20 protein-coding genes are annotated in these 25,568 nt (G+C 41.8%); 11 read left to right on the top strand and 9 right to left on the bottom strand.

Annotation, left to right across the window (positions count from 1 at the left end; genetic code table 11):
• Positions 1–564: 564 nt before the first annotated feature.
• The 7 genes from G1O98_RS11570 to G1O98_RS11540 form a co-directional block, all read right to left on the bottom strand.
• On the bottom strand, positions 565–4,797 hold the full coding sequence (locus tag G1O98_RS11570; RefSeq protein WP_163928952.1) for a chemotaxis protein CheB: 4,233 nt from the start codon (positions 4,795–4,797) through the stop codon (positions 565–567).
• A gap of 565 nt (positions 4,798–5,362) precedes the next feature.
• Positions 5,363–5,797, bottom strand: a complete 435-nt coding sequence (locus G1O98_RS11565; protein WP_228057969.1) for a response regulator — start codon at positions 5,795–5,797, stop codon at positions 5,363–5,365.
• A 47-nt stretch (positions 5,798–5,844) separates the two neighbouring features.
• On the bottom strand, positions 5,845–5,985 hold the full coding sequence (locus G1O98_RS11560; protein WP_175586638.1) for a fasciclin domain-containing protein: 141 nt from the start codon (positions 5,983–5,985) through the stop codon (positions 5,845–5,847).
• Positions 5,986–6,571: 586 nt separating this feature from the next.
• Entirely contained in the window at positions 6,572–7,837 is a 1,266-nt protein-coding gene (locus G1O98_RS11555) for a lactate racemase domain-containing protein (RefSeq protein ID WP_163928951.1), read from the bottom strand.
• A gap of 2 nt (positions 7,838–7,839) precedes the next feature.
• Positions 7,840–8,676, bottom strand: coding sequence for an SDR family oxidoreductase (locus G1O98_RS11550; protein WP_163928950.1), 837 nt, complete (start codon positions 8,674–8,676; stop codon positions 7,840–7,842).
• Between the two features lie 293 nt (positions 8,677–8,969).
• Positions 8,970–10,388: a glucuronate isomerase gene (gene uxaC / locus G1O98_RS11545; protein WP_163928949.1), complete on the bottom strand. Its 1,419-nt coding sequence runs from the start codon at positions 10,386–10,388 to the stop codon at positions 8,970–8,972.
• A 151-nt stretch (positions 10,389–10,539) separates the two neighbouring features.
• Complete coding sequence (locus G1O98_RS11540) at positions 10,540–11,568, bottom strand: LacI family DNA-binding transcriptional regulator (protein ID WP_163928948.1); 1,029 nt, start codon at positions 11,566–11,568, stop codon at positions 10,540–10,542.
• A 171-nt stretch (positions 11,569–11,739) separates the two neighbouring features.
• Here G1O98_RS11540 and G1O98_RS11535 point away from each other — a divergent pair, with 171 nt between their 5' ends.
• The 11 genes from G1O98_RS11535 (at position 11,740) to G1O98_RS11485 (ending at position 24,260) form a co-directional block, all read left to right on the top strand.
• A complete protein-coding gene (locus G1O98_RS11535; RefSeq protein WP_163928947.1) occupies positions 11,740–12,225 on the top strand; it encodes a gluconokinase in 486 nt (161 codons plus the stop codon).
• Between the two features lie 137 nt (positions 12,226–12,362).
• A complete protein-coding gene (locus tag G1O98_RS11530) occupies positions 12,363–12,686 on the top strand; it encodes a DUF1815 family protein (RefSeq protein WP_163928946.1) in 324 nt (107 codons plus the stop codon).
• 509 nt (positions 12,687–13,195) lie between these two features.
• Positions 13,196–14,092: an inositol oxygenase family protein gene (locus G1O98_RS11525; protein WP_163928945.1), complete on the top strand. Its 897-nt coding sequence runs from the start codon at positions 13,196–13,198 to the stop codon at positions 14,090–14,092.
• A gap of 727 nt (positions 14,093–14,819) precedes the next feature.
• The gene (locus G1O98_RS11520; protein WP_163928944.1) at positions 14,820–15,824 is read left to right on the top strand and encodes an ABC transporter substrate-binding protein; all 1,005 of its coding nucleotides are present in this window, start codon (positions 14,820–14,822) and stop codon (positions 15,822–15,824) included.
• Between the two features lie 38 nt (positions 15,825–15,862).
• Positions 15,863–16,885, top strand: coding sequence for an ABC transporter substrate-binding protein (locus tag G1O98_RS11515; protein ID WP_163928943.1), 1,023 nt, complete (start codon positions 15,863–15,865; stop codon positions 16,883–16,885).
• A 272-nt stretch (positions 16,886–17,157) separates the two neighbouring features.
• The gene (locus tag G1O98_RS11510) at positions 17,158–18,714 is read left to right on the top strand and encodes a sugar ABC transporter ATP-binding protein (protein ID WP_163928942.1); all 1,557 of its coding nucleotides are present in this window, start codon (positions 17,158–17,160) and stop codon (positions 18,712–18,714) included.
• Positions 18,711–19,709, top strand: coding sequence for a ribose ABC transporter permease (locus tag G1O98_RS11505; protein WP_163928941.1), 999 nt, complete (start codon positions 18,711–18,713; stop codon positions 19,707–19,709). The genes G1O98_RS11510 and G1O98_RS11505 overlap by 4 nt, the downstream gene beginning before the upstream one ends.
• A gap of 106 nt (positions 19,710–19,815) precedes the next feature.
• The gene (locus tag G1O98_RS11500; protein WP_228057970.1) at positions 19,816–20,067 is read left to right on the top strand and encodes an MFS transporter; all 252 of its coding nucleotides are present in this window, start codon (positions 19,816–19,818) and stop codon (positions 20,065–20,067) included.
• A gap of 34 nt (positions 20,068–20,101) precedes the next feature.
• Positions 20,102–21,148, top strand: a complete 1,047-nt coding sequence (locus G1O98_RS11495; protein ID WP_163928940.1) for a Gfo/Idh/MocA family oxidoreductase — start codon at positions 20,102–20,104, stop codon at positions 21,146–21,148.
• Between the two features lie 129 nt (positions 21,149–21,277).
• Positions 21,278–22,870 carry an iron uptake porin gene (locus G1O98_RS11490; protein WP_163928939.1) on the top strand — a complete coding sequence of 531 codons (1,593 nt, stop codon included), beginning with the start codon at positions 21,278–21,280 and terminating at the stop codon, positions 22,868–22,870.
• A gap of 829 nt (positions 22,871–23,699) precedes the next feature.
• Positions 23,700–24,260 carry an HdeD family acid-resistance protein gene (locus G1O98_RS11485; protein ID WP_163928938.1) on the top strand — a complete coding sequence of 187 codons (561 nt, stop codon included), beginning with the start codon at positions 23,700–23,702 and terminating at the stop codon, positions 24,258–24,260.
• Positions 24,261–24,803: 543 nt separating this feature from the next.
• Here G1O98_RS11485 and G1O98_RS11480 read toward each other — a convergent pair.
• Positions 24,804–25,076 (bottom strand): hypothetical protein, encoded by a 273-nt coding sequence (locus G1O98_RS11480; RefSeq protein WP_243458407.1) that lies wholly within the window; start codon positions 25,074–25,076, stop codon positions 24,804–24,806.
• Between the two features lie 115 nt (positions 25,077–25,191).
• The gene (locus G1O98_RS11475; protein ID WP_163928937.1) at positions 25,192–25,461 is read right to left on the bottom strand and encodes a hypothetical protein; all 270 of its coding nucleotides are present in this window, start codon (positions 25,459–25,461) and stop codon (positions 25,192–25,194) included.
• Positions 25,462–25,568 lie beyond the last annotated feature (107 nt).

The raw sequence follows: 25,568 nt of genomic DNA, 5'->3' as shown, positions 1-25,568 counted from the left end.
GGGCAGGGGGCAGGGAGCAAAGGAGAAGTTGTAGTGAGTCTTTCCCTTCTGCTTCTTGTACCCAAGCAATTCTAAATCATTCGTGAAAAATTAAATCCCCGACTTCTTTGAAAAGTCGAGGATCTGGACACCGCACATTTTTTACTTTTTCATAATTAAAATTAACGTGAGTTCGACAAGTATTATTTGACCTCTCCCCCAACCCCTCTCCGACACGGAGCTACTGTGTATACACAAGTTCTAAAATCCTTGCCTGGTAAGATACAAGCCTTAGTAGGCAAGGTTTTGAACTGAGCAAGCTAATTATCAATAGTGTCAGCTTATTGATAGAGGTTTAACGGATAATCTTGGATTTTAAAAATAATTTTCCGTTATTTTGTGTCCATGTGATTCCCAACTCAACTTGTGTATACACGGTAGCCGACACGGAGAGGGGAGCAAAAGCTGAATTTTTCGCTACTCCTCCCTTTCCGTTTCGGAGAGGGAGGCTGGGAGGGAGAGATTCGTCGAACTCACGTTAAAATTAGTTTCTCTGTACCTCAATTACGAATTACGAATTACGAATTACGAATTATCTGTGCCTCGTTCAGTCAAATTTGCAATCATCAATACTAATTGAGTAAGGTCAATCGGTTTAGCTAGATGCATTTGGAAACCAGCATCAATTGCCTTTTGCCGCTCTTGTTCGGTGGCATAGGCAGTAATTGCTACTGCTGGAATTTGTCCCCCAGCTTCAGCTTCAAGCGCTCTTACCTGACGAATCAGGGAGAAACCATCTTCCTCTGGCATTCCAATATCTGCTAGAAGCACATCATATTTGCCAGGAGATTCAGTTAAAGCAGCGATCGCTTCCCTTGCCGATGGCACAACCACTACTTCAGCCCCGAAATTTTCTAACATCGACTTGATTAAGTCGCGGCTATCCGCTTGATCGTCTACAGCCAAGATGCATAATCCTTCAAGGCTCAAGGGTGGATTTTTACCATTTAATGTGTGCTGAGTCTCTGACAAAACGATCGGCTCTAAATAACTTGGCGGTGTAATCTCCGGTGGCATTGAGCGCAGAGGCAGCCTGACAACAATCGTGGTTCCTTGTCCCTCACCTGGACTTTGCGCTTGAACTGTTCCACCGTGAAGTTCGACAAGATGACGGACGATTGACAAGCCTAATCCAAGTCCCTGACTGGTTTTGCTGCTGCTGGAATCTCCTTGGCGGAAGCGATCGAAAACATAAGGCAGCAAGTCTGCCCGGATGCCAATTCCTGTGTCGCTGACTCGAATTTCAGCATGAGTATATACAGCTTCGAGCATGATTCCCACTCGTCCACCGGGTGGAGTAAACTTAATCGCGTTAGAAAGTAAATTCCACAGAACTTGCTGTAAGCGATCAAAATCTCCGATAACTGTCGCCGAGTTCAACTGTGAAATAATTTGAATGCTTTTCGCCTCTGCGGACAATTCGATAGACTCAATGGCGGCATCCACTACTGAAACTAGATCAATTAGACGAGTATTTAAATGAAGCTTGCCACTCGTAATCCGTGAGACATCCAGCATATCATCGATTAACTGAGCTTGCACCTTAGCACTCCGCTCCACCACTTCCCAGGCACGAGTGACTGCTGAAGAATCTAAATCGCGGGTACGGAAAAGTTGCGCCCAGCCCAGTATAGTATTGAGCGGATTACGAAGTTCATGGGAGAGGTTCGACAGGAATTCATCTTTGGCTCGGTTGGCAATTTCCGCCTGTTGACGGGCTGACTGCTCTTGTGCTAGAAGCTCGGATCGCTCTAACTCTAACTGTTTGCGATCGCTGATATCTTCAATGGTCAGCAAAATCCTGTGGGCATCTCCCTCTTGAATAATTTTCCAACCATTGAGCAGCATGGTTTTCTGCCCAATCCGCTCAAAACGATGCTCTACCTCCAAGTTTTGAATACTGGTATCGTTGGCAAGGATGTCTTCTAAGAGCGATCGCAGTTCGGGCAGGTTCCATTGACCGTTCCCTAGTTCAAAAATCAGAGATTGGGCTGTCTCTGATGGTGAAACCTGAAATGTTTCATAAAACGAGCGATTGGCTTTGTTCACCCGCAAATCAGAATCAAGCACGATTAACGGCACTTGTACCGTCTCCACAATCGCTTCAGCGTAATTCCGGGCTTGTTCTAAGGTTGCGGCACTGCGTTTGAGAACATCAATATCTATTAACACCAACACTACACCGTCAATCTTGTTTTCTGTAGTGCGATAAGGACGGATGCGGAGGTTGTACCAATGTCCCCCCAGAGTTTGGACTTCTAATTCTTTGATGCTGAGTGTGTCAAGAACCTCCAAAATTATAGTTTCTAACTCAGGAACATCGAGATTTGCTCTGATGTCGCTCAAAGGTCGTCCAGCATCGGTGGGAATCAAATTGAAAAGTCGCTGCGCCATTGGCGTAAAACGTCGAATGCGTAAGTCCAAAGTCAATATCAAAATGGGAATATTAATACTGGCAAGTAAATTCGTGAGATCGTTGTTGACTTGGTGTAATTCCAGATTTCGACTACGAAGTTCTTCATTAGTGGTGTTGAGTTCTTCGTTAGTTGCCTGAATCTCTTCTTTGGCAGTTTCTAGCTCCTCATTGGTGCTTTGCAACTCTTCATTACTCGACAGGATTTCTTCATTGGCAACTTTCAAATCTTGATTGATATGCTCCTGCTCTTGGATCACCGCTTGTAGATATTCTTGAGTTGCAGCCCGCTCTTTGATGGCGGTTGCAAGTTCAAGCCTTAGCTGAACAATCTCCTGCGCTAAGTCTGACTGCTCTTCGCTCTCAGGATTTACTGTACTGGGGTTGTTAATTGTGAGTGGGGCTGATTCAAATAAAACCAGAAAGTAGAGTTCTTCGCCAGTCCCAGGCTTGAATGGAATCACCTCAAGATTGATGATTTTTGAAAGACCGCCCTCTTCAATCCGTAACCCTTCTCTTCTAACTAGAATTTTTTGCCGTTGTGCCTGATAAATTGTCGCCCGTAGCTCGATGAGCAAACCCTCGCGCACCATTTTGAATAAGTTAAGACTCGGTTTCCCAGGTACAAGTTTGAGGTAGAGATCGATTTCTCCCCGAAATTGCAGCACGTCCATCTTGTCATTAATCACCACACCTACTGGGGCATAGTGATTCAAGATTAGTTGGTCAGTTTTTTTCTCTAAATCAAACTCATCCGATGAGAATTCATCGGTCGGCTTTGATTCGTCCACTTTTACTATCGGATAATTGCTAGTAATGAACGAAAAAGTTGGACGAATTGCAGTTAGCTTTTTGGTATAGATTTTATACTTTTTGTCAATCTGAATAAACAAATCCGAATATTTACCTGTGCTTTCTGAAGTCCCTAGCAGCAAGAAGCCAGTCGGATTAAGACTGTAATGAAAGATGGGCAATATCCGTTTTTGCAACGTTTCGTCCAAGTAAATCAGTACATTCCGGCAGCTAATTAAATCTAAGTTAGAAAAAGGGGGATCGCTGCCCAAGTCTTGTCGGGCAAACACACACAGTTCACGGACAGCTTTGCTAATTTGATATCCACCGCCCTCAAGGGCATTAAAAAATCTGCGGCGGCTCTCTGGTGAGACTTCCACCATTTGATTCTCTGCATAAATACCCGTTCTCGCTTTGTCAATCGCGATCTCGCTGATGTCTGTGGCAAAAATTTGGATCGGCGGCGAGGTTACTTTATTTGACAAAAACTCCAGCAAGGAGATAGCGATGGAATACACTTCTTCGCCCGTCGAACACCCAGCTACCCAAATCCGAATCGGCAACTCTGCTGATTTGTTTTCGATGATGGTAGGAAAGACTCGCTCTTTCAACAGTTCAAATGCTTCGGGATCGCGGAAAAAATGGGTGACGTGGATCAGAATTTCTTCATAGAGCGCCTTGACTTCACTGGGATTGTTTTGCAAATACTCGGCATAATCCTCCAAGCGTTCTAGTTTATACAACAGCATTCGCCGCTGGATTCGGCGATCAAGGGTGTTGGGCTTGTAGTGGCTGAAGTCAACGCCAGTTTGCGATCGCAATAATACAAATATAGTCGCCAGGGCATCTCCCTGTTCGGGCAATTTATCAACTGCGATCGGTGGCAAAGAGTTAGAAATAAAAGGATTGCGACTGAGGTTTACAAGTTCCTCGGCGATTTTTTGCGGCGGTAGCACAAAATCCACATTCCCGGTGGCAACAGCAGTATTGGGCATACTATCGAATTTTGCTGTGTCTTCACACTGAGCAAAAGTCACGCCTCCAGCTGCTTTGATTGCCTTCAGCCCTAGTGAACCGTCTCCATCTGCTCCAGATAGAACAACTGCGATCGCTTTGTGCCCTCGATCTGCTGCCAATGAAGTAAAGAACGCATCAGCAGGCATATATTTACCATGAACTTTCTCTCGCGGCATGAGTTGCAACACCCCACCAGACAGCATCATCTTAGTGTTAGGCGGAATAATGTAGACCTGGTTAGGTTCCACAGTCACGCCGTCTCGCACTTCATTGACGGGCATTGTAGTTGTTCTTCCTAGAATCTCGCTCAACAGACTCTTGTGGTTAGGGTCTAAGTGTTGAATCAGCACAAATGCCATCCCTGTATCGGTAAGCAAGTGCTTAAGTACCTGCGTAAATGCCTCTAATCCACCCGCAGAGGCGGCAATGCCAACGATGGGAAATAAAGCATTTGCAATATCTTGCTGCTCTACGTCGAACGCTTCATTAGCGGTAGATTCAGATACAGGTTGCTCAGAGGGTTGATCGGATGTCATAGGATGAAGTTTAGTACCGCAATGCTTTGGCGACTAAGGTTTATATTTTAAGTTGGTTTACCAAATAAAAGTAGAAGGCAGGAAGAAAATATATTTTTTGACCTTTGCTACTTTCTTAACAGCACCCTAATTTTATTTACGAAAAACAAAAAAATGTTTATCTGAATATTCAACAAATATAAACTATAAATAATTTTAATTTTCCTGGATATAAATCACTGCCAAAAAGGATGAAACTAGAATAAATGTAATACCAATAATTCTGCTATCAAAAAGTAAAACTGATTGAAACGAAACACACATTTTATAGTTCTTTGTATTAATCCTATCATTTATCAAGTTCATTAGTATAGCAATCCTAAATGATTTATGAGAAAACACTATATTCATAAAGTTTAGGGAAGTTAAAAATTTGACAATGAAGGGGAAAGCTTTGAATATATCCCTTCCCCTTTCCCCAGAGCATAAGGAAAGTTAAAAATGCTTATCCGAACCGTATTGCCATATCATTACTTATCAAAATTTAGACTACTATATTTAAGACATTAATTAGAGCTAGTTAGCATTAGCGCAAATGAAGATTATTGGCAATTGCTAAAATGCCAAGTACAGCAACAAAATCATCAATAACTATAGGTTTAGCAACGCATAGACTAAACCCAGCTAAGAGAGAACGTTGATACATATCTTCAGTTACAGCGCCTGTCAGAGCGATGGCTGGCACTGCTTTGCCTCGCTCTCCCGTAAGTGTTCTTATTTGGCGAATCAGAGCATAGCTATCCTCCTTTGGCGAGGAAATACCATTTAAGAGGATATCAGGTTGCCATTGCACAAATATTTCCAGAGCTTGCTGGACTAAAAATGCCTCTTGCACCTTCACACCATAGGATTGCAACATCGCTGTTAAAGAATTGCAAAAATTGACATCATTATCTACAAGGAGTACTCGCAGCCCTTGAAGAAATGAAGGATGAGTAGGAAATTTATTATTTATATACATCACAGTTTCAAAAATGAGGCTTTATTGAGCTTTGCAATGTCCTTAAGCTATACATCTATTGTGCTTGATTGAAGTTCAATAAATGTCTCCTCAGTAGGCACAAAAACGGTGAACGGGCTATTACTTTTGAAAGTGTCTACTTCCTGAGCAGCTTTGATTGCAGCAACTAGGATATTAGGGACTTCCAACCAAAAAATATCCCATTGCTTTTAGGGCAGGGGAGCTATTAGCTGGGGGAGGAAAAGTTGTTTTGATTCAAAAAATTGGATAATTTCTTTTTTGGAGTTCCTCTAAAGACACTAGCTTTCATGGCAGCATCGCCAATATTAACTATTTATTTGACCCACTCAAAAGAATTTTTATTAACAATGTTTACTTTAACATCCTATTGTTAAAGATCATGTTTCAACAAATGTTTGATTAGGGTATAATTTGTATATTTTGTATAAATTTAGCAAAAAAATTATGATATTGAACACTCTAGATAATTCATCCTTGGAACGTCTGATAGGCAATCATACCTGAAGCTCAACATCAGCAGTTGCTATATCTGCACAATTAAATGTTCATGTCTCCCTAAAGATTTTAGCTATCCTTGGGGATTGGGTTATGAATAGCTAGTAGTTCGCCAAGGAAACTTGGCGGGGTAAAGGGCAAGGGGGAAAGGGAAAAGATGTTTACTCCTTTAACCTTTCCCCTTTTCCCAGCCCTCACCTAACAATTTTGGGTTGGCAGACTACTAGTACAAATCTATGCCATCTCTAAATTGACGGCTTACTTATCACTGGTTAGACGGTATAATATTTCGCCAGCTTTCGGCACAAGTAAGATACCTTCATCCTCACGGTTAGCCCATTCTGTAGGTCTAATGGTCGCTGGATCGCGATAGTTTAAGTTATGAGCAGCACAGCGTTCAGCAGAAATACCAGTGGCTAAAGTGACACGAATCCGCGCTTGTTCCCCTTCTATAGGATCAAATGTACCCATACCTTTTAAGTGAGTACTATGAGCCAGCACTCCACCGGGATAGACTTGAAATTTATCCCACTGTTTGAGGAAATAATCCCGTACATGGTAGCCAATTTGAGACAGAATTTCACCGTGTGTGTAGCTAAACTCAGTAATGTGAGGAGCATATATAATTACTTCGCCTCCGTCAGCCACTACTGGCTCTAGCTTGTACATTCCTTTCGCGGCTGTCCAAATGTCATCATACATTTCGGGCATTACTGAAAGCACTTGTTTAAAAGGCTGATTTACATAAGTAATATGCAGTTTGTCGGATAATTTTGCGGCTGCTTCCCAGGCTGACTCTGGTTTATCTATGTAAAGTCCTGCTAGCTGATTTGTTTTGGGTGCAACTACCATCGCCAAGCAAAGTTTCGGTGTAGAAATTAGGTTAGCGGCTCGGTTAATCAAGCGCCGAACTGGTGTTATTCCCGATGTACCAATGATTTCGTAACTGGTTATTAAAGCACCTAACCAGTGGGATATATCAATTACTTCCTGACCACCAATACCGGGAAAAAAGTATTTATTTCCACCAGAAAAACCGACAACTTCGTGGGGAAACACAGGGCCGCAAATCATTATTAGATCGTACTGTGTTACAAGCTTGTTAACCCTGACTTCAACGGACTGATGTAGCATTCCCCGGCTAATTTCTGCTATCTCATCTGCCGAAATTACTCCACAGGAAATAAAGGTATCTGGCTCATTCCATAGGTGGTTAAAGATGCGAACTTTTTTAAAGGTTGTCTCTCGCTCTTTTGATGTCACCCCCACTAGGTGATTAATCTGTTCTTCACTCATAGGATTATGTGTACCCAGAGCGATCAAAAAATCTAGAGCTGGAACTCTTTTACCCAACTCCTGATGCAGCAATCGAAACATTTGCGGGATGGGAGCAGTGCGGGTACTATCTGGAATTAATACTAAAATACGCTGTCCATCTAATTGACGATCTGCCAAAGCTTGATGAACTAGCCCAGAAATTTGCTCGTCGGAAAGTGTTCCGTTAGTTACAGCTAGTGAATACATGATTAAACTCCACTGTAGATACTGAACCCACCGTCTACCGATATAACTACCCCATTCACAAAACTAGAACCAGAACTGCATAACCAAATCAAAGTACTGAGTAATTCGTCCGGTGTTCCGAAGCGTCCGGCTGGGGTATGCTCGATAATTTTTTGCCCGCGCACGGTCAAACTACCGTCTGCATTTAAGAGTAAATCTCGATTTTGTTCCCCAATAAAGAAACCTGGCGCGATCGCATTTACTCGCATTCCATCCCCATACTTCTGGGCAAGTTCGACGGCTAACCAACGAGTAAAGTTATCTATCCCGGCTTTAGCGGCTGAGTAGCCAACCACTCGACTAATCACCCGAATGGCAGACATAGAAGAAATATTGACAATACAACCAGATGGCTGATTTCTTTCAACCATTGCTTGACCAAAAACTTGGCTAGGCAATAGAGTACCGAGTAAGTTGAGGCTAACTACTTCCTCAAAAGCTGTATGTGGCATATCAAAAATAGTGGCATCAGGGGTAATTGTGGCAGCAGGAATATTACCGCCGGCCATGTTTACCAAGATGTCTATCTGATCCCAACGCTGTATAATAGCTTCCCTAGCGATTTCTAATTGGGAGCGATCGCTAACATCTGCCAGTACAGCCATACTTTCTCCACCGTTAGCAATAATATCACTTACTACTGCACTCGCCCGTGCTTCATTGCGGCCTAGAACGACTACCCGCGCTCCAGCAAGGGCTAAACCCTTTGCCATTGCTCCACCAAGTACACCAGAACCGCCTGTGACTACTGCTACTCGATCTTTTAGGCTAAAAAGTTTATTTAAAATCAAATCTGACATCTTATTTCAATTCGTAATTCGTAATTCGTAATTCGTAATTAAAGAAATCAATATTAGGACTAGTCCTTTGAAGGTGGGTAAAAATTTTAGTTAATAAATTCCTGTTTAAGCTCTTTACTCTGTGTCCTCTGCACCTCTGTGGTTAAATAAATTTCTTTTAAACCGCAGAGACACAGAGAAGCCAGTGCGTTGGGCGGGTTCCCCGACTTGTAGCAACTGGCGTAGCGCTGAGAAAAAACAATCTTATTTTCCGATTCATCTTGAAAGGGCTAATTCTAGCAGCTTGATTTGTATTAGTCTAATTTGTAAGCACGTTTAGCAAGGTCGTAAGCTAAAGCGCGGGCCATATCATACCCTTCCTCTTCATCAACCAATCCCCGTGTTACTAATCCAGCTAACCAATTACAAGCTACCCGCCGCCAAACATTATGACGAGCCGGAATAGAAACAAAAGCGCGGGTATCATCATTAAACCCAGCAGTATTATAAATTCCGGCAGTTTCCATTACCTGATTGAAGTAGCGTTCCATGCCATTTACGCTGTCGTGAAACCACCAGGGTGGCCCGAGCAATATAGTAGGATAATGGCCAGCTAAAGGAGCCATCTCTCGGCTATAAGTGCTTTCATCCATACCAAAAATAATTAAACGGAAGCGCTGATCGTTCCCATAAGCTGACAACAATGGGTGCAGATTTCGAGTCCATTCTATATTGAGGGGAATATCGGCACCTTTATCAGATCCAAATCTCTCAAACAGAGCTGGGTTATGGTTACGCATAACACCACAATGCATTTGCATCACCAAACCATCTTCTACACTCATCCGAGCCATTTCCATAAAAATATGACCGGTAAACTGCTCTACATCGCCTAGATTCAGTTTGCCGATTAATGCTCTAGCAAAGATAGCTTCTGCTTCTTGGTCAGAAAGACGTGTGGTATAAGGCGTAGCTGCACCTTGATCGGTAGCTGTTGCACCCATTTTTTTAAATATTGCCCGACGTTCTTCTAAAGCTTGCACAAAAGTAGCGTAACTACTAATTTCTCTACCGATACTGCTTTCCAATTTGGTGAGATTTTCTCGCCAAGCAGGAGCATCTAGGTTAACTACTGCATCTGGTCGAAAAGTCGGTCTGATTTGAGTAAAACCTTCTGCATGGAGCGATCGCTGATTCTCTAGGTTATCACTGGCTGCATCGGTAGTACAAAGCACTTCGATGTTAAAGCGTTTGAATAAAGCACGAGGGGAAAACTCAGCTAAGGCTAATAAACTTTCCAGATAATCATAGATACGTCCAGCATTATGAGAATTTAAAGCTTCATCCACCCCAAAGACATTAGTTAGTTCGTCTTTGAGCCACAACCCTGATGGAGTACCCTGGAATAAATAAAAATGTTCGGCGAACAATTGCCAGATTTTCCGGTGGTCAGTTTCTGCTGGTGCATCATGAGCAGGTATCCCTAGAGCTTCCAGAGGAACGCCCCGACTATAAAGCATCCGCAAAATGTAGTGGTCAGGGATAATAAATAATTCGGTTGGTGAACCAAAACGGGCTGCTGGATTAGCTAACAGGGCTGGATCTACGTGGCCGTGTGGGCAGACTAAAGGTAATGCAGATATGCTGTCAAAGAATTGATGGGCTAGTCGTCTTTGAACTGGTTCTGGAGAAAAGCAGCGATCGGGAGATAAAGTTGGTTTTTTGGTTAACATATTTTTGCTTGGCTAAAATTTTTACTGTTGCTGAGTGTAAATAATTTGTCTTACAAACAGGGAAAGAGTTGTCCATTTTGAAACATTTTCTCTTGTAGGTTTAGTCTAATTACACAAAAACTACAGTTTTCAAGATAGACACGATTTCAAATTACTGTATTAATCTTGCACTACTACCACGCTCTACTAGAAAAGGAGATAAAACGCGGTTTTCCACAGTTTTTTCTTCTAATAAATCAAGTAATATTTGCATGGCATAGCCACCAATTTCTAACATCGGCTGGCTGACTGTTGTAAGTGCCGGTGTAACGTAACTACCTAAAGCAATACCATCAAATCCAACCAGGCTTAAATTTCGTGGTACTAAAATACCTAGTTCTTGGCAAGCTAAAAGAGCGCCAACCGCCACCATATCGTTGTAACAAAAAATGCCTGTTACCTCAGCAGTCAATAGTTTAGATAGCATATTTTGTCCGGTGGCGACATCGCTGATTCTGGTATCATACTCGTCACTAATTGAAACCCAATCAGGATTTTGTGGTAGACCAGCTTCAGCAAGAGCTATTTGATATCCTTCTAGGCGCTCGCGGTTTGACCTGCTGCGATCGCTTACACCCAAATAACCAATGGCAGTGTGTCCCAAACTTATTAAATGCTCTGTGGCTAATCTAGCACCTAAGCGATCGTCTATTGCCACTGAGTGAAATATTTCGGATCGATCTTCAGTCTGGCTGTTAATCAGAACTGTTGGCACAGCAATTTGGGTTAGTTGCTTTGTATGCTGTTTGCTAATTCGTGAGTCGGCTACTAAGATTCCGTCTACTCTGCGGCGATGAAAGGTATCAATAGCTGCCATTTCCTGCTCAAAATCTCGGTGTGAAGCACTTAACAAAACACTCAATCCGGCTGGTCTAGCTATCTGTTCAATGCCGTCTACAACTTCAGCAAAAAAGGGATCTGCAATGGAAGTTACTACTACACCAATGGTATTAGTACGTTTATTTTGCAAACTTTGAGCTATAGCATTTGGCACATAGTTCATCTCCTGGGCCAGCTGCTTAATTTCTTCTCGCACTTTTGGGCTAATGAGAGCATTATCCCGCAAAGCACGTGAAACTGTGGAATGAGAAACACCTGCTCTGCGAGCAATATCTTCAATTGAAATTCTTCGTTTATTCATTTTTTAGTTTAGATTTTAAAATAATGCACACGTGTGCATTTGTATGTATTATAGAAAATAATGGTTATTTGTCAAGAGATTTTAATACAACTCTTTGCATACAAAAATTCAATAGTCTTACTTCCTGCCTCCTGTCCCTTACCTCAATAACTTAACTTTTCTTCAAAAAATATGATTATTATCGTCATGGGTGTATCTGGTTCTGGCAAAACCACCATAGGAAAACTGCTAGCAGACTCTTTAGGCTGGGAGTTTAGTGACGCTGATAGTTTCCACTCACTAGAGAATGTTGATAAAATGCGGCGCGGTATCCCGTTGACTGAAGCTGACAGGATGCCTTGGTTGCAAGATTTGCAAACAGCCATCAAACATTGGCTGCAAGAAAATAAAAATGTCGTGCTGGCGTGTTCGGCTTTAAAAGACAGCTATCGGCAATTTTTGGTATCGGATAGCGTTCGCACTAAGTTAGTTTACCTCAAAGGCTCTTATGAGTTGATTCAAATACGGTTAAAAGAACGTAGCAATCATTACATGAGCGAGAAACTTCTCAATAGCCAGTTTGATACTCTCGAAGAACCATTAGATACGATATCTATGGATGTTGCACAACCACCCCAGATCATTGTCCAGAATATTAGAACGGCTTTGAGACTTTAGCTTATTGGTTAAAACCTTAAGATTAAGATTAATCACGTCTCTACGAAAACACGAACTTTCGGCAACTAAATACGTCAGATGTAAGTCTAAAGAAGTTTTAAAAGCAACCACCTCACTGTAGTGGTAGGAGAAAACTAGTGTTTCTAAGATTAGCGCAACAACATCAAGAATTCGTTCAAGACTTGGTAATGAACCTACAAGCCTTGACAATTATTCTTGAGTGGCGTGGGTATTCTGCCTCATGTTATACGTGCGGCGACCAAATGAAGAGTGCTTCATTTATGGTTAGCCTACGAGAAAAGCATCTGATTCGTTTTGTAGTGTCTGATTACGGAATTACTTGGATGGAATTATGGGACGATCGCGAATTAATGAAGTTGGAGGGTGCAGAAGCAATAAAACAATTGCAAGAGTTGTCTAATATTATCAAGTATTCGCACACCATACAATTGACAACTTAACACTCCTCTAAGTCAAACCGACAAAAACTTAATATAGATTTTACACAGGTGTGTATAAAGCTATTTATTCAAAAATCTATCCAACAGATGAATTATCTGTTGGTATAAACTTATATCTACGCAACTCGCACAAGTACTTGGTTTTAAGTCTGCGCTCTACATTTTGTGTACTTTATCAATACTTTTGTCTAATTCCGATTGGATTGTAAAAAACACTTGACGAAGTGTGTTGTACAGGGTTTTGCAGATCGAAAAGAAACTTAACACACGTCCTTGCACACGTGTGCAAAAATAAATCAATTACAGCTTTTGCACACCTGTGCATAAATGGATTCCCAAAGTCCGATTTAGAAAATCAATACCGACAAGTAACAAGATATGTCTCCAATACTTGTCGGTTAAGGGGAAAAGGGGAAGGGGGAAGGGGAAAAAACCTTTAACCTTTATCCTTTAACCTTTTCCCCAAACCCAATTCCGAGTTAAAAATCCTTAACCGAGCAGTATTGGATATGTCTCAGATTTTAAAGAATTCCATCGAACAAGCTCAAAACAACCCCTTACATTCGCTAGAAGAGTGGGAAGAAGACTTACTCAATCGCTATCCCAATCCAGACAGCATAGTTAAAGAAGGTAAAACCACCGAAGAGTATAGGAATTACCAAACGCCTACTAGAGATACGGTGAAGGAATTTTATCGGTTAAATCATATTAATCAAACATATAATTTTGTCCTTGAGAAAGAAAAGAATTTTCTCAAGTTTGATAAGAAAGAAATGTCTGTTTGGGATGCGGTTGAATTTTTGAATCAATTAGTAGATGATTCAGATCCTGATACAGATATGGATCAGCTACAACACCTATTGCAAACATCAGAAGCCATTCGCGCTGATGGTCATCCTGATTGGATGGTACTTACTGGCTTCTTTCACGATCTGGGGAAGGTGCTTTGTCTATTTGGTGAGCCTCAATGGGCTACTGTCGGTGATACCTATCCAGTGGGTTGTGCATTCTCTGATAAAATTGTTTTCTCGGAATTTTTCAAAGAAAACCCTGATTACAATAACCCCAATTACAACACTAAATATGGTATTTACGAGCCGAATTGTGGATTGAGTAATGTACATATTTCATGGGGGCATGATGAGTATTTATATCAGATAATGAAAAACTATTTGCCTGAATCGGCGTTGTATATGCTTCGCTATCACTCATTTTATCCTCAACACCGCGAAAACGCATATAACCATTTGATGGATAAACACGATCGCGAAATGTTTAAATGGGTGAATTTATTCAATCCTTATGATTTGTATTCAAAAAACCCTACTCCTCCCGATTGGCAAAACTTAAGACCATACTATGAAGATTTAGTGGCTAAATATCTACCCGCGACGTTAAAGTTTTAAACTGCTGACACTCAATTACTAGCTATTGCTGTGCGCTAAAAAATCTCCATTTTTCTAGGAGATGCTAAGAGCAGTTAATCAATTTCAGGTTTGGGATTTTAGATTAACCTATATCTATAGATTGGTGCTGAAAACTAGTTTGAAGCTTAGAATTTGAAATCTTGCAACTGCATTATCTAAAATCTAAAACTGGTTATCCTCCAAGCTAAATTATGATATTTCAATCTGAAAATATTAAGTTTTTTGAATTTGCTTAATCTTAAAAATACTTAACATTTTCCAGCACTAGAATTCCAAGAGTTTTAACTAAAGATAGATTAAAAATCTTTCTTTATTTTGTAACATTTAATAACTAAAACTCATTTTGGTACTAAGGAAGGATAAACTCATAAAAAGACAAGCAGATGTTCTCAAGGCGAATAATATCCTTTTCTAAAAATTTTGCCGAAAAGGTAGTTTCAATCCAGGCACATTAAAAAAGCATTTTCACCAAAAACTAGTGTGAATGACGTGATGTAATCGTCAGAAATTTGCTTTAAAAATAAATTTTTTAGTGAATTGGAATGAATAGCAGCAACTCAAATCACATCAGTTTGCAAGATATTAAATAAGAGTTGAAAATGCCAAATCCTGTAGAAATATTAGGTAATGTCTGATTATTTTAGACATGTTTAATATTCTGCCGACCTTGATCAAATTTAAATCCGTTGTTAAAAATAAGACAAAGATGAAGACAATTGCGCTCATAGTTGGCATATTAGGTTTCACTTTTGTGAGCTGCACAAATAGCGCTCCAAATGACAACTCTGCTGCTAATGTTACTAATACTGCTACCAACACTAGTTTACAGACTAAAGTTAATAGTCCAAATAGAAAATTGCAAACAATTGGTGTTGCCTTGGGTGACTTGGGAAACCCTTTCTATAATGCAGTGCAGAAGGGTGCGGAGACAGAAGCGAAGAAAATCGGCGGTAATATTAGAGTGAATGCGGTTTCTAGTGGTTTTGATCTGAACCAACAAAGCAACCAAATCGAAAATTTTACTGCTGCAAATACTGATTTAATTATCCTCAGCGCTGTTGATAAAAAAGGAGTTAAACCAGTAATTGACCAAGCAAGGCTGGCAGGTAAGATTGTCATTGCCGTAGATTCAGCCGTTGATGCAGACGTAGATGCAATGATTAGCTCCAACAATACCCAAGCTGGTGAAGTTGCTTGTCAATATATTGCCGATCGCATCAAAGGTCAAGGTAGTGTAGTCATCCTCAACGGTACGCCGATGGATTCAATCAATCAGCGAGTCAGTGGTTGTGAAAAGTCATTAGCCAAATATCCCGATATCAAACTCATCTCTAAAGACCAAAACGCTGAAGGGACAAGGGATGGAGGTTTGAGAGTGATGAGTGATTTACTTACAACCTTTCCCAAAATAGATGCCGTTTTTGCCACGAACGACCAAAGCGGTGTGGGTGCAGACTTAGCAGCTAGACAAGCAAGACGCAAAGAATTTTTTATTGTTGGGGTTGACGGTTCGCCAGATGCAACCAAAGCAATGGAAGACAAAGATGGTGTATTTGCTGCAACTGCGGCGCAAAATCCCGCAGGGATGGCTCAAAAAGCAGTTCAAGTGGGAAATGAGATCGTTCAGGGCAAAAAACCTGAGTCATCTGAGATTTTGATTCCAGTCAAATTGGTTACTAGAGATAATCTCAGCAGCTACAAAGGCTGGTAAGTAAGAAAATTTTAATTAACTTTAGGAAATAGATAAACATGAAAAGGATTGCGATCGCAGCTAGCATACTAGGTATCATCAGTGGTGGCGTTGTCGGCTGTACAAATGCTTCTCCCGATAACAACACTGCTACTAACCCTGAGACAAAACCTGCTACAAATACTAGTGCCGAGACTAAAACTGCCACTAGGAATTCCAAATTACGATCAGTTGCCTTTACCGTTGGCGATTTAAGTAACCCTTTCTTTGTCCTCATGGGACAAGCAACTGAGGCAGAAGCCAAGAAAATTGGCGGTAAAGATGTCAATGTAACTGTAGTTTCCAGCGCTTACGATCTGAATCAACAAGCCAATCAAATTGAAAATTTCACTGCTTCCAATACTGACATTATTATCGTCAATGCTGCTGATAAAAGTGGCATTAAACCAGCAATTGAAAAAGCGAAACAAGCTGGTAGAATTGTCATTGCGGTAGATACTGGTGCTGAAGGAGGCGTGGATGCCACTATCACTACTAATAATGTTCAAGCTGGAGAAGTTAGTTGCAAATATATTGCCGATCGCCTCAAAGGTAAAGGCAATGTAGTAATAGTTAATGGCCCGCCAGTAGACTCGGTGATTCAGCGAGTTAGTGGCTGCGAGAGTGTACTGTCTAAATATCCTGATATCAAAATCCTCTCCAAAAACCAGAATGCAGAAGGTAGTCGGGATGGAGGACTGAGAGTTATGACTGATTTGCTCACCACCTTCCCAAAAATTGATGCGGTTTTTGCCATCAACGATCCAAGTGGAGTTGGTGCAGAACTAGCAGCAAACCAAGCACAACGTAAAGATTTCTTTATTGTCGGGGTTGATGGTGCGCCAGAAGCAATCACTGCGATCGCAGCTAAAGATAGTATATATGCTGCAACCGCTACTCAAAATCCGCGAGGGATGGCTGAAAAAGCAGTTCAGGTTGGAAACGACATTTTAAATGGGAAAAAACCTACTAATCCCACCATTTTGATTCCCGTAAAGCTGATTACAAAAGATAATGTCAGCACAGAAAAAGGCTGGAAATAATAATAATTGTAAATTCGCAATTAAGAGTTATGTCTAAGCTGAATTGAGTCTTTTGATACATTGACATAGTTTTTGCACATACCCATGATGTATCTATGTGCATTTGTAGAAAGTTCTGAATATTGCCTTTCAATATTCAGAGCTTCCCAAGATAGCAATTGCTTTTTAAAACAGAATTTTGTGATGCTTTTAATTTCACATCATCAGATGTGAGTTGATTAATTTCTAACTCACAACTTGCGACTTTTAGATTCTTTTTACAGGAGATGTTCATGACAACAAATATTGAAACCTCATTTCCTGATGCACCAACCACCACCCCTGTATTAGAAATGCAAGGGATTACCAAACGATTTCATGGTGTATCTGCGCTCCAAAATGTTAATCTCACGATTTATCCAGGAGAAGTTCACGCCCTGATGGGTGAAAACGGGGCAGGCAAAAGCACATTGATGAAAATCTTGGCTGGAGCTTACATTGCTGATGAAGGAGAAATTCACATCAATGGTCAACCCTTGAAAATTACCGATCCGGCGACAGCACGTAAGGCGGGTATTAATCTTATTTATCAAGAACTGAATGTTGCACCTAATTTAACCGTTACCGAAAATATGTTTATGGGTAGCGAGTTGCGTCGGGGTCAGTTTTTAGACCGCAAAGCGATGCAACTGGAAGCAGAGCAAGTGTTAGATAGCTTGGGAGCCAATTTTACAGCGCAGACTATAGTTGGGACTTTATCCATCGCAGAACAGCAGCAAGTCGAAATTGCCAGAGCGCTGAAAGATAAAAGTCGGGTTTTGGTGATGGATGAGCCAACAGCAGCATTATCTGACCGCGAGAGCGACCATTTATTCGAAGTAATTCGCAAACTACGGAGTGATGGCATTGCGATTATTTACATCAGTCATCGTATGGAAGAAATCTATGCTTTAGCTGACCGGATTAGCGTCCTGCGCGATGGTCAATATATTGGTAGTCTCACACGCAGCGAAATTTCTCCACAGCGATTAGTGCAGATGATGGTTGGTCGCTCCATGCAAGACTTTTACGAACATCAACGGCAAATGAATTCGGGGCCGGTGGTGCTAGAAGTCAGAAACATGAGCGATGCCCGCAAAAAGATTGAGCCGGCTAGCTTTGAACTTCATGCAGGGGAAATTCTCGGTTTAGCGGGGTTAGTTGGTGCAGGACGCACAGAACTATCGCGGCTGATTTTTGGTGCTGACCGCAAAGCCAGTGGTGAAGTATTTTTAAATGGCAAAAAACTGGAAATTAATACGCCCAGTGATGCGATCGCTGCCGGAATTGGCTACGTCCCGGAAGACCGCAAAGACCAAGGTTTATTTCTAGAGATGAGCGCCCGCAAGAATATTGCCATCAACACACTCAAGCAGGATGCCAAAGGTGGAATTGTTAACTGGCCTTCAGTGAATCGGCTGTCAACAGAAGCGGTGGAAAACTTTAATATCCGCCTGGCCAATTTGGAAATTAGAGCATTGGATCTTTCTGGTGGCAATCAACAAAAGCTACTGCTAGCGCGTTGGTTAGCCATTAAACCTAGAGTACTGATGTTAGATGAGCCGACACGCGGCGTAGACATTGGTGCCAAAAGTGAAATTTATCGAATTATGAGCGAATTGGCAGCACAAGGTGTTGCTATTTTAATGGTTTCCAGCGAACTATCAGAGATTGTCGGTATGAGCGATCGCGTCTTGGTGATGCGAGAAGGACAACTTGTAGGCGAACTGGACGGCAGCCTTGGCAAAGAAATCACCCAAGAAAAGATTATGCATTATGCAACTGGAGCATCGGAGGTATCAGCATTATGAGTCAGACAGTCAGACCGCCTATCAATAAATCAGCCAACAATCCCGCAGCTCGCAACCGGAAATCAATCAGCACTCTGCTGGAAGTTGCGGGTATTCTGCCAATCCTAGTAATTATCTGCATCTTATTTGCATTCCTTTCTCCCAACTTTCTCACCGGTGGTAACATCGTCAATATCTTGCGTCAGGCATCAATAAATATTGTGCTGGCGACAGGAATGACCTTTGTAATTCTCACCGGAGGTATTGACCTATCAGTTGGGTCAATATTGGCTGTTTCTGCCGTAGTTGGACTGCTGGTATCGCTACTGCCGGCTTTAAGTTGGGCGGCTGTACCTGCTGCATTGCTGGCAGGGTTGCTTTTAGGCTTAGTCAACGGCGCTCTCATCACCTTCTTGGATGTGCCACCTTTTATTGTCACGTTGGGTTCACTTACAGCCTTACGGGGTGTGGCCTTTTTGATTGCTAAAGGGACAACGCTGATTAACCGAGACATCAATTTTGCTTGGGTTGGTAATAGTTACGTCGGGCCTCTGCCGTGGTTAGTAATCATTGCACTACTGACTGTAATCGCTAGCTGGTTTGTGCTGCGGCAAACTGTTCTAGGAGTGCAGATATATGCAGTAGGTGGTAACGAACGGGCAGCCAGATTAACTGGGATTAAAGTTAATCGTGTCTTGCTATTTGTCTATGGTATTAGCGGATTACTGGCAGGCTTAGGAGGAATCATGAGCGCCAGCCGTCTATATAGTGCCAGTGGCATATTGGGTCAAGGTTACGAATTAGATGCGATCGCAGCTGTTATTCTTGGTGGAACCAGCTTTACAGGCGGTATTGGTACCATTGGCGGCACACTTCTCGGTGCATTAATTATTGCTATTCTCAACAACGGTTTAACTTTGTTGAACCTGTCTTACTTCTGGCAACTAGTCGTCAAAGGACTAGTAATTATTTTGGCAGTAATGATTGACCGACTCCGCAGACGTTCTAGACGGTGAACAAAAGGCAGGGGAGCAGGGGAGCAGAGGAGAAGTTGCAGTAAGTCTTTCCCCTCTGCCCCTCCGCCCCTCTGCCTCCTATACCCAATTCCCAATATATAAACTTATGTCTACCACTACTGTTCGTCGTAAATCCAGCACATTTTATGTGATTTTGATTGCTGGCGCTGCTGCCCTCGGTGGCTTTCTGTTCGGTTTCTCCTGGGGGCCAGTGGTTTGGGTGCTGTTGGGAGAAATGTTTAATAACAAAATTCGAGCGGCTGCACTTTCAGTTGCGGCTGCAATCCAATGGGTTGCGAATTTCGTGATGCCCGCCCTGATTCTGCAAACTTTATCTGGAACATCTAACAACAAATAAATACAAGCTTTCGCTTCAGTCAATCAATAAAAAGATGGAAACTCTCAATACGGCTCTTTGTTCTTATGGTTTGTCCGGTAGGGTCTTTCATGCGCCGTTCATTGATTTGCATCCAGGTTTTCAATTAGCAGGCTCTTGGGAAAGAAGCAAAAAGCTGATACAGGAAGATTATCCAAGAGTAAAAAGCTATCCTTCTTTGGAAGCATTGCTAACCGACGATAAAGTAATTCTGGTGGTGATAAATACACCAACTTATACACATTATGATTATACGAAACAGGCTTTGCTGGCAGACAAGCATGTAGTGGTAGAAAAAGCATTTACCACAACAGTGAAAGAAGCAGAACAACTGAATGAATTGGCATTAAAACAGGGAAAGAAATTATCTGTATATCAAAACCGCAGGTGGGATAGTGATTTTAAAACAGTAAAAAAAGTGATACAAGAAGGTTTGCTGGGTGATATTATTGAAGCAGAATTTCAATTTCAAAAATATAAACCAGCACTCAGCCATAAACAACACATAGAAGTTGCCAGTCCAGGTGCAGGAATATTAAACAATTTAGGCCCGCACTTAATAGACCAGGCTGTGCATTTATTTGGGATGCCTGATGCTATTTTTGCAGACATCCGAATCACAAGAGTGCGATCGCAGGTAGATGATTATTTCGAGTTGATACTATACTACGACAAGCTGCGCGTTAAGTTAAAAGCAGGTTTCCTTGTGCGTGAACCCGCACCTGCCTACATCATACATGGCACAAAGGGTTCTTTTCTCAAAAGCAGAGCCGATGCCCAAGAACAGTATTTAGTCGCGGGTATCAAGCCTAATACACTTGATTGGTATACAGAGCCGGAAAGTGAATATGGCTTGCTGCATACAGAAAAAGACACAAAAGTAATTCGGGAAAAAGTAAAAAGCTCACAGGGCAGTTATTTAGGCTATTACGACGCAGTATATAAATCTATTGTTGATAATCAGCCAGTTGCTGTTACTGCCGAAGACGGAATTAATGTAATGCGGATTATAGAAGCAGCTATTAAAAGCAGTAATGAGCAAAAAGTTATAGCGTTGCTTTAAGTAATCTAAAATTTCAACTCAAAATATCTAACTTTAATGCTGGCTAGATTATAAGCCAGAAGCTTTTGTTCGACTGTAATTTCTTTCTTTACAAAGTCAGAATTCAACCATTTCCACATAAATAAGTCCATGATTAAAATTCTTCTGCATAGCTTTTTTCTCCTACTTTTCGCAGTTCCAGCAGTTTGGGCAGCACCTCCAGAAGATGATAGAAATTTGCAGGGACAAGTCAATTCTGTTTCCCAACTTTCCGACATCAAACCGAGCGATTGGGCATTCCAAGCACTGCAATCACTAGTCGAACGTTATGGCTGTATTGCAGGTTATCCTGATGCAACCTATCGCGGTAATCGTGCCTTGAGTCGTTATGAATTTGCTGCTGGTTTAAATGCCTGTTTAGACCGGGTGAATGAATTAATTGCTGTGGGTACTAATGATTTGGTCAAAAAAGAAGATTTGACAGTGCTGCAAAATTTGCAGACAGAGTTTGCGGCAGAATTGGCAACTCTGCGTGGCCGGGTGGATACCCTGGAAGCACATACAGCAACGCTGGAGAAGCAGCAATTTTCCACCACTACTAAGTTGAATGCTCAAATTATTACGGCCATTAGTGACACCTTTGGTAATAGGGTGGGTGGAGACAGCGATGAATCCCGTCTCTATTTTGCTAACCGGGGTCGTCTCAACTTAGAGAGTAGCTTCACCGGTAAAGATTTATTGCGAGTCCGGCTGGAGTTTGGCAATTTTACAAATTCTAATGGTGCAAGTCAAATTGCCGCAGCCACAGGCACAGGCATGACACGCCTGAATTTCGACAATGACAGCAACAATACACTAATAATTCCCCACATCCGTTACTACTTCCCCGTTGGTGACTCCCTTTCTTTCGTTGTTGGCCCCACAGGTATTGGTTACAACGACATCACAAACAACATCACTCCTGCCACGATCGCCGATGATGGTAATGGGATTCCCTCACTCTTTGGTAAAAACAGTCCCCTCTTCGAGCGGGGTGGTGGTGGTGCAGCCGCTAATTGGAGTATCAGTAAAAACTTGATTCTCACCTTGGGCTATTTAGCAAATAGTCCGAACGTTCCATCAGCACAAAATGGCTTATTTGATGGCGGCTACAATGCTCTAGCCCACTTAGCATATTACGGCGAACAAGGGGCTATTGGTGTCGCCTACTCTCATGGTTATAACCCTGCTGGCACTGTAGATATCAACGCCGGGAGAGGTAGCGCCCTGTCAAATGCTCCCTTTGGAAATAACATTGCTACTTCCAATAGCATTGTTGGCGTACAGGGATACTATCGCTTTTCCCAAAATTTCCAGGTACACTCTTGGGGCGGATATGTTTGGGCAAATGCAAAAAACTCTGGTTTCAGCGATATTTCTAATGGTAGGGGTGGAACAGATTCTCTCTTCGTAAACAGTGGTGATAATGCCAATGCTTGGTTTGGGGCGATTGGTATGTCGTTTCCCGATGTGGGCGGTAAAGGCAACCTGCCAGGAATTCTCTTTGGGATACCACCGCGTGTCTCTAACAGTGATATCCGTCAAGACCGAGACACCGCTTATCATATTGAAGCATTCTATCGCTACCGCCTCAACGATAATATCTCAGTAACTCCTGGTTTCTGGGTGATTCTCAACCCGGAAAATGATAGTAGGAATGATACGCAGTATGTGGGCGTGCTTCGTACAACCTTCGATTTTTAATGGTTTAGTTGGCTAACAGAGTTTGTTAGCCAACTCGCAATCAATCGAAAATAGTTGAATCTTTAAACTGATACAATAAGTCTCTTTTAATAAGGGGATTTGAGCCAAGTCTTGTTCACTCAGCTATTAGCTAAATTCCGCCGTACTCTAATAGCATCTTCACCACTTTATTTCATCACTCCGTATAAAGATTAATCAAAGGTAAATATCAGTATTTTCTAGGACTTGCTTTATCTCTAGGGAGTGAGGAAGTCAAAACTTCAGATATTGTAAATTCTTTACTTATGCGGATTACGATTCCGTTTGTCCATGCTCATACTAATAGGCTAAAAATATTTTAATTTGCATCCGTAAAAATTAGTACTTACGCAATAACTCTCTCAAACTCTTATTCCTTTGTGTACTTTGCGTCCTACCCTGTGGGAAGCCGCTCCGCGTCTATGCGGTTCGTTTTTTCATTATTTTGCGTAAGTCCTGAAAATAAATTACTTGTGGGGTGGGCAACATGAGCGCCAAAGTTGTGCAGATTAAAAGTGCTACAGCTTGCTTTAAATATCTTTATGACTGTTTAAGATTGAGCATTTATATCTTAAAACAAACTTAGGGGCAAAGTAACGAGAATTATTCTTGGGGAATGGGCATACCGACCGCCCGGAAAGACAAAGATGGGCATCTTGTCCATCCCGCAAATATGCAATACCAAAAATAGCTTTGGTAAATATATTCTGAAGCAGAGCCTACACAACTTAATTAGTTAAGAAATGAAGTAATCAAGACGAATATAAATCCTTGAATAAAACCCAATTCTAACCCATTTGGTAAACCTGTTATGAATTCTGAAAACATCGGTCAAGAGAGACAAAACTTAGGATGGTTCATCGTTCTAGGCATTCTAATGATTGTGCTAGGCATGGCAGCGATCGCAGAACCATTCGTTGCCACTATTGCGATCGCAATCGTCATCTCTTGGTTTTTATTGATCGCTGGTATTGTCCGAATTGTCCACGCATTGCAATCACGACGACAAAAAGGCTTCTGGCTAAAGCTAGTGGTTGGTATTCTATATGTACTTGCTGGGATTATGTTGATTGGCAACATCTTTGGTGCTGCACTCTCCCTCACATTAGCCTTGGGAATTGTCTTTTTGGCTGAGGGTGTATTTGAGGTAATTACAGCATTTCAAGTACGTCCAGATCCAAATTGGGGTTGGACACTGTTTAGTGGCATGATGGCCATTATTCTGGCAATTTTAATTTTGTATCAATGGCCTTTCAGTGCAGCTTGGGTGCTGGGATTATTCGCAGGGATTAATTTTTTGTTAACGGGTGTTTGGATGATCGCGCTCTCACTACCTAGCCGTCGCATTCCAAACCAGAGAACAGGAATCTGAATTGGGTACAGGGTCTGACTTTTCACGGCATCTGGAAAACCTCTCTCTAAATCTCTCTCCTAAAAGACTACGGTGTACACACAAGTCTTATAAAGTTGTCTAACAGTGTTTCGATCCCCCCTAACCCCCCTTAAAAAGGGGGGAAATTTCTTCAAGTCCCCCTTTTTAAGGGGGATTTAGGGGTTTAAGGGGGATTTAGGGGGATCAGATAATTTGTGTGTACACCGTAGCCTTTTAGGAGAGAGACTTTGAATTTTCCCCCTTCCCGCGTCGGGAAGCGGGTTAGGGGTTAGGTTTTTGGTGGACTTTTCCACATGACCTGAATTGTCAGGTATAGGGCAATACGCTTGGGTTTTCGAGACGCGATAAATCGCCGTCTCTACAAGTGTTTTGGTCTTATCTGAACTGTATTGAGGTATAGGGGAGAGGTAACAGGTGATAAGGAATAATTTGTACCCTGTAACCTATACCCTATCGCTAAAGCTTAACATCACAGTTATGGAGCAGACTGGTAATAACTACAGCAAGCTTTCGGTGAGTAAATTACTGATTTCCAGGAGGTGCTGACCGATCGCCACTTGGAGGATTGGCAGGAACACCCAACGCATCTTTTAACTGTTGTTCGCTAACTCCTAACTTGGTCGCAGCCGCCTTAAAATCAGGTCGAGGTGGGCGTTGTTCTCCTTCTGGTGGTTGTTGTGCCTGTGCAATTTGAGAGAATTTATTAGCGGCATAAGCCTGATTGAGTGAAATCAAACCAAATGTGCCAACCAGAACGGGAATCGCTGTTACAACTAGTATTCTACGAATATTCATGATTATTTTTCCAAAGATAGCTCGTTTACATTTCTGATTTAACTGAACCAAAATTACAGTTTGCCCTGCTTGTAAATTACAATTTTGTAATTTTCAGGAATAAAGGGTGCTGCAATTAACGGTTATTGTGTTCTACACGATTTTGAACCGCACCCTGATGATGATTTTGGGGATGTTGGGGAGGACGCTTTTTCTGATTTAGAAGGGGCTTAGAATGTCTAATCTGTGGTTTTTTATCAGATATTTGTGGTGTTTGAGGCTGTTGGGAAATCTGGGCATTTCGATTGGATGGATTAGCGGCATAAGCCTGATTTTGTAGGCTAAAACCGAATGTACCAATCAAAAAAGGTATCGCTGCTACGGTTAAGACTCGACGAATATTCATATAAATCAACCTGCAAAAGTTAAGGTGTTCATATTTCTGATTAAGCCACCTCAAAATTACAGTCCACCTGCTTTCTAAATTACAGTTTTGTAATTTAAGTAGAAAGG

This window comes from Nostoc sp. UIC 10630 (genome assembly GCF_010747425.1).
In the GTDB taxonomy this organism is placed as follows: Bacteria; Cyanobacteriota; Cyanobacteriia; order Cyanobacteriales; family Nostocaceae; genus Nostoc.
The sequence above is the reverse complement of the archived record's forward strand: the minus strand, read 5'-3'. Positions and strand labels throughout refer to the sequence as shown.

Bases quoted from the DNA above. Each gene is read 5' to 3' on its own strand.
- G1O98_RS11520 (WP_163928944.1), top strand. From the start codon at position 14,820: ATGAAGACAATTGCGCTCATAGTTGGCATATTAGGTTTCACTTTTGTG.
- G1O98_RS11510 (WP_163928942.1), top strand. From the start codon at position 17,158: ATGACAACAAATATTGAAACCTCATTTCCTGATGCACCAACCACCACC.
- G1O98_RS11525 (WP_163928945.1), top strand. From the start codon at position 13,196: ATGTCTCAGATTTTAAAGAATTCCATCGAACAAGCTCAAAACAACCCC.
- G1O98_RS11550 (WP_163928950.1), bottom strand. From the start codon at position 8,676: ATGTCAGATTTGATTTTAAATAAACTTTTTAGCCTAAAAGATCGAGTA.
- G1O98_RS11495 (WP_163928940.1), top strand. From the start codon at position 20,102: ATGGAAACTCTCAATACGGCTCTTTGTTCTTATGGTTTGTCCGGTAGG.
- G1O98_RS11540 (WP_163928948.1), bottom strand. From the start codon at position 11,568: ATGAATAAACGAAGAATTTCAATTGAAGATATTGCTCGCAGAGCAGGT.
- G1O98_RS11570 (WP_163928952.1), bottom strand. From the start codon at position 4,797: ATGACATCCGATCAACCCTCTGAGCAACCTGTATCTGAATCTACCGCT.
- G1O98_RS11500 (WP_228057970.1), top strand. From the start codon at position 19,816: ATGTCTACCACTACTGTTCGTCGTAAATCCAGCACATTTTATGTGATT.
- G1O98_RS11480 (WP_243458407.1), bottom strand. From the start codon at position 25,076: ATGAATATTCGTAGAATACTAGTTGTAACAGCGATTCCCGTTCTGGTT.
- G1O98_RS11505 (WP_163928941.1), top strand. From the start codon at position 18,711: ATGAGTCAGACAGTCAGACCGCCTATCAATAAATCAGCCAACAATCCC.
- G1O98_RS11535 (WP_163928947.1), top strand. From the start codon at position 11,740: ATGATTATTATCGTCATGGGTGTATCTGGTTCTGGCAAAACCACCATA.
- uxaC (WP_163928949.1), bottom strand. From the start codon at position 10,388: ATGTTAACCAAAAAACCAACTTTATCTCCCGATCGCTGCTTTTCTCCA.
- G1O98_RS11475 (WP_163928937.1), bottom strand. From the start codon at position 25,461: ATGAATATTCGTCGAGTCTTAACCGTAGCAGCGATACCTTTTTTGATT.
- G1O98_RS11515 (WP_163928943.1), top strand. From the start codon at position 15,863: ATGAAAAGGATTGCGATCGCAGCTAGCATACTAGGTATCATCAGTGGT.
- G1O98_RS11490 (WP_163928939.1), top strand. From the start codon at position 21,278: ATGATTAAAATTCTTCTGCATAGCTTTTTTCTCCTACTTTTCGCAGTT.
- G1O98_RS11565 (WP_228057969.1), bottom strand. From the start codon at position 5,797: ATGTATATAAATAATAAATTTCCTACTCATCCTTCATTTCTTCAAGGG.
- G1O98_RS11485 (WP_163928938.1), top strand. From the start codon at position 23,700: ATGAATTCTGAAAACATCGGTCAAGAGAGACAAAACTTAGGATGGTTC.
- G1O98_RS11555 (WP_163928951.1), bottom strand. From the start codon at position 7,837: ATGTATTCACTAGCTGTAACTAACGGAACACTTTCCGACGAGCAAATT.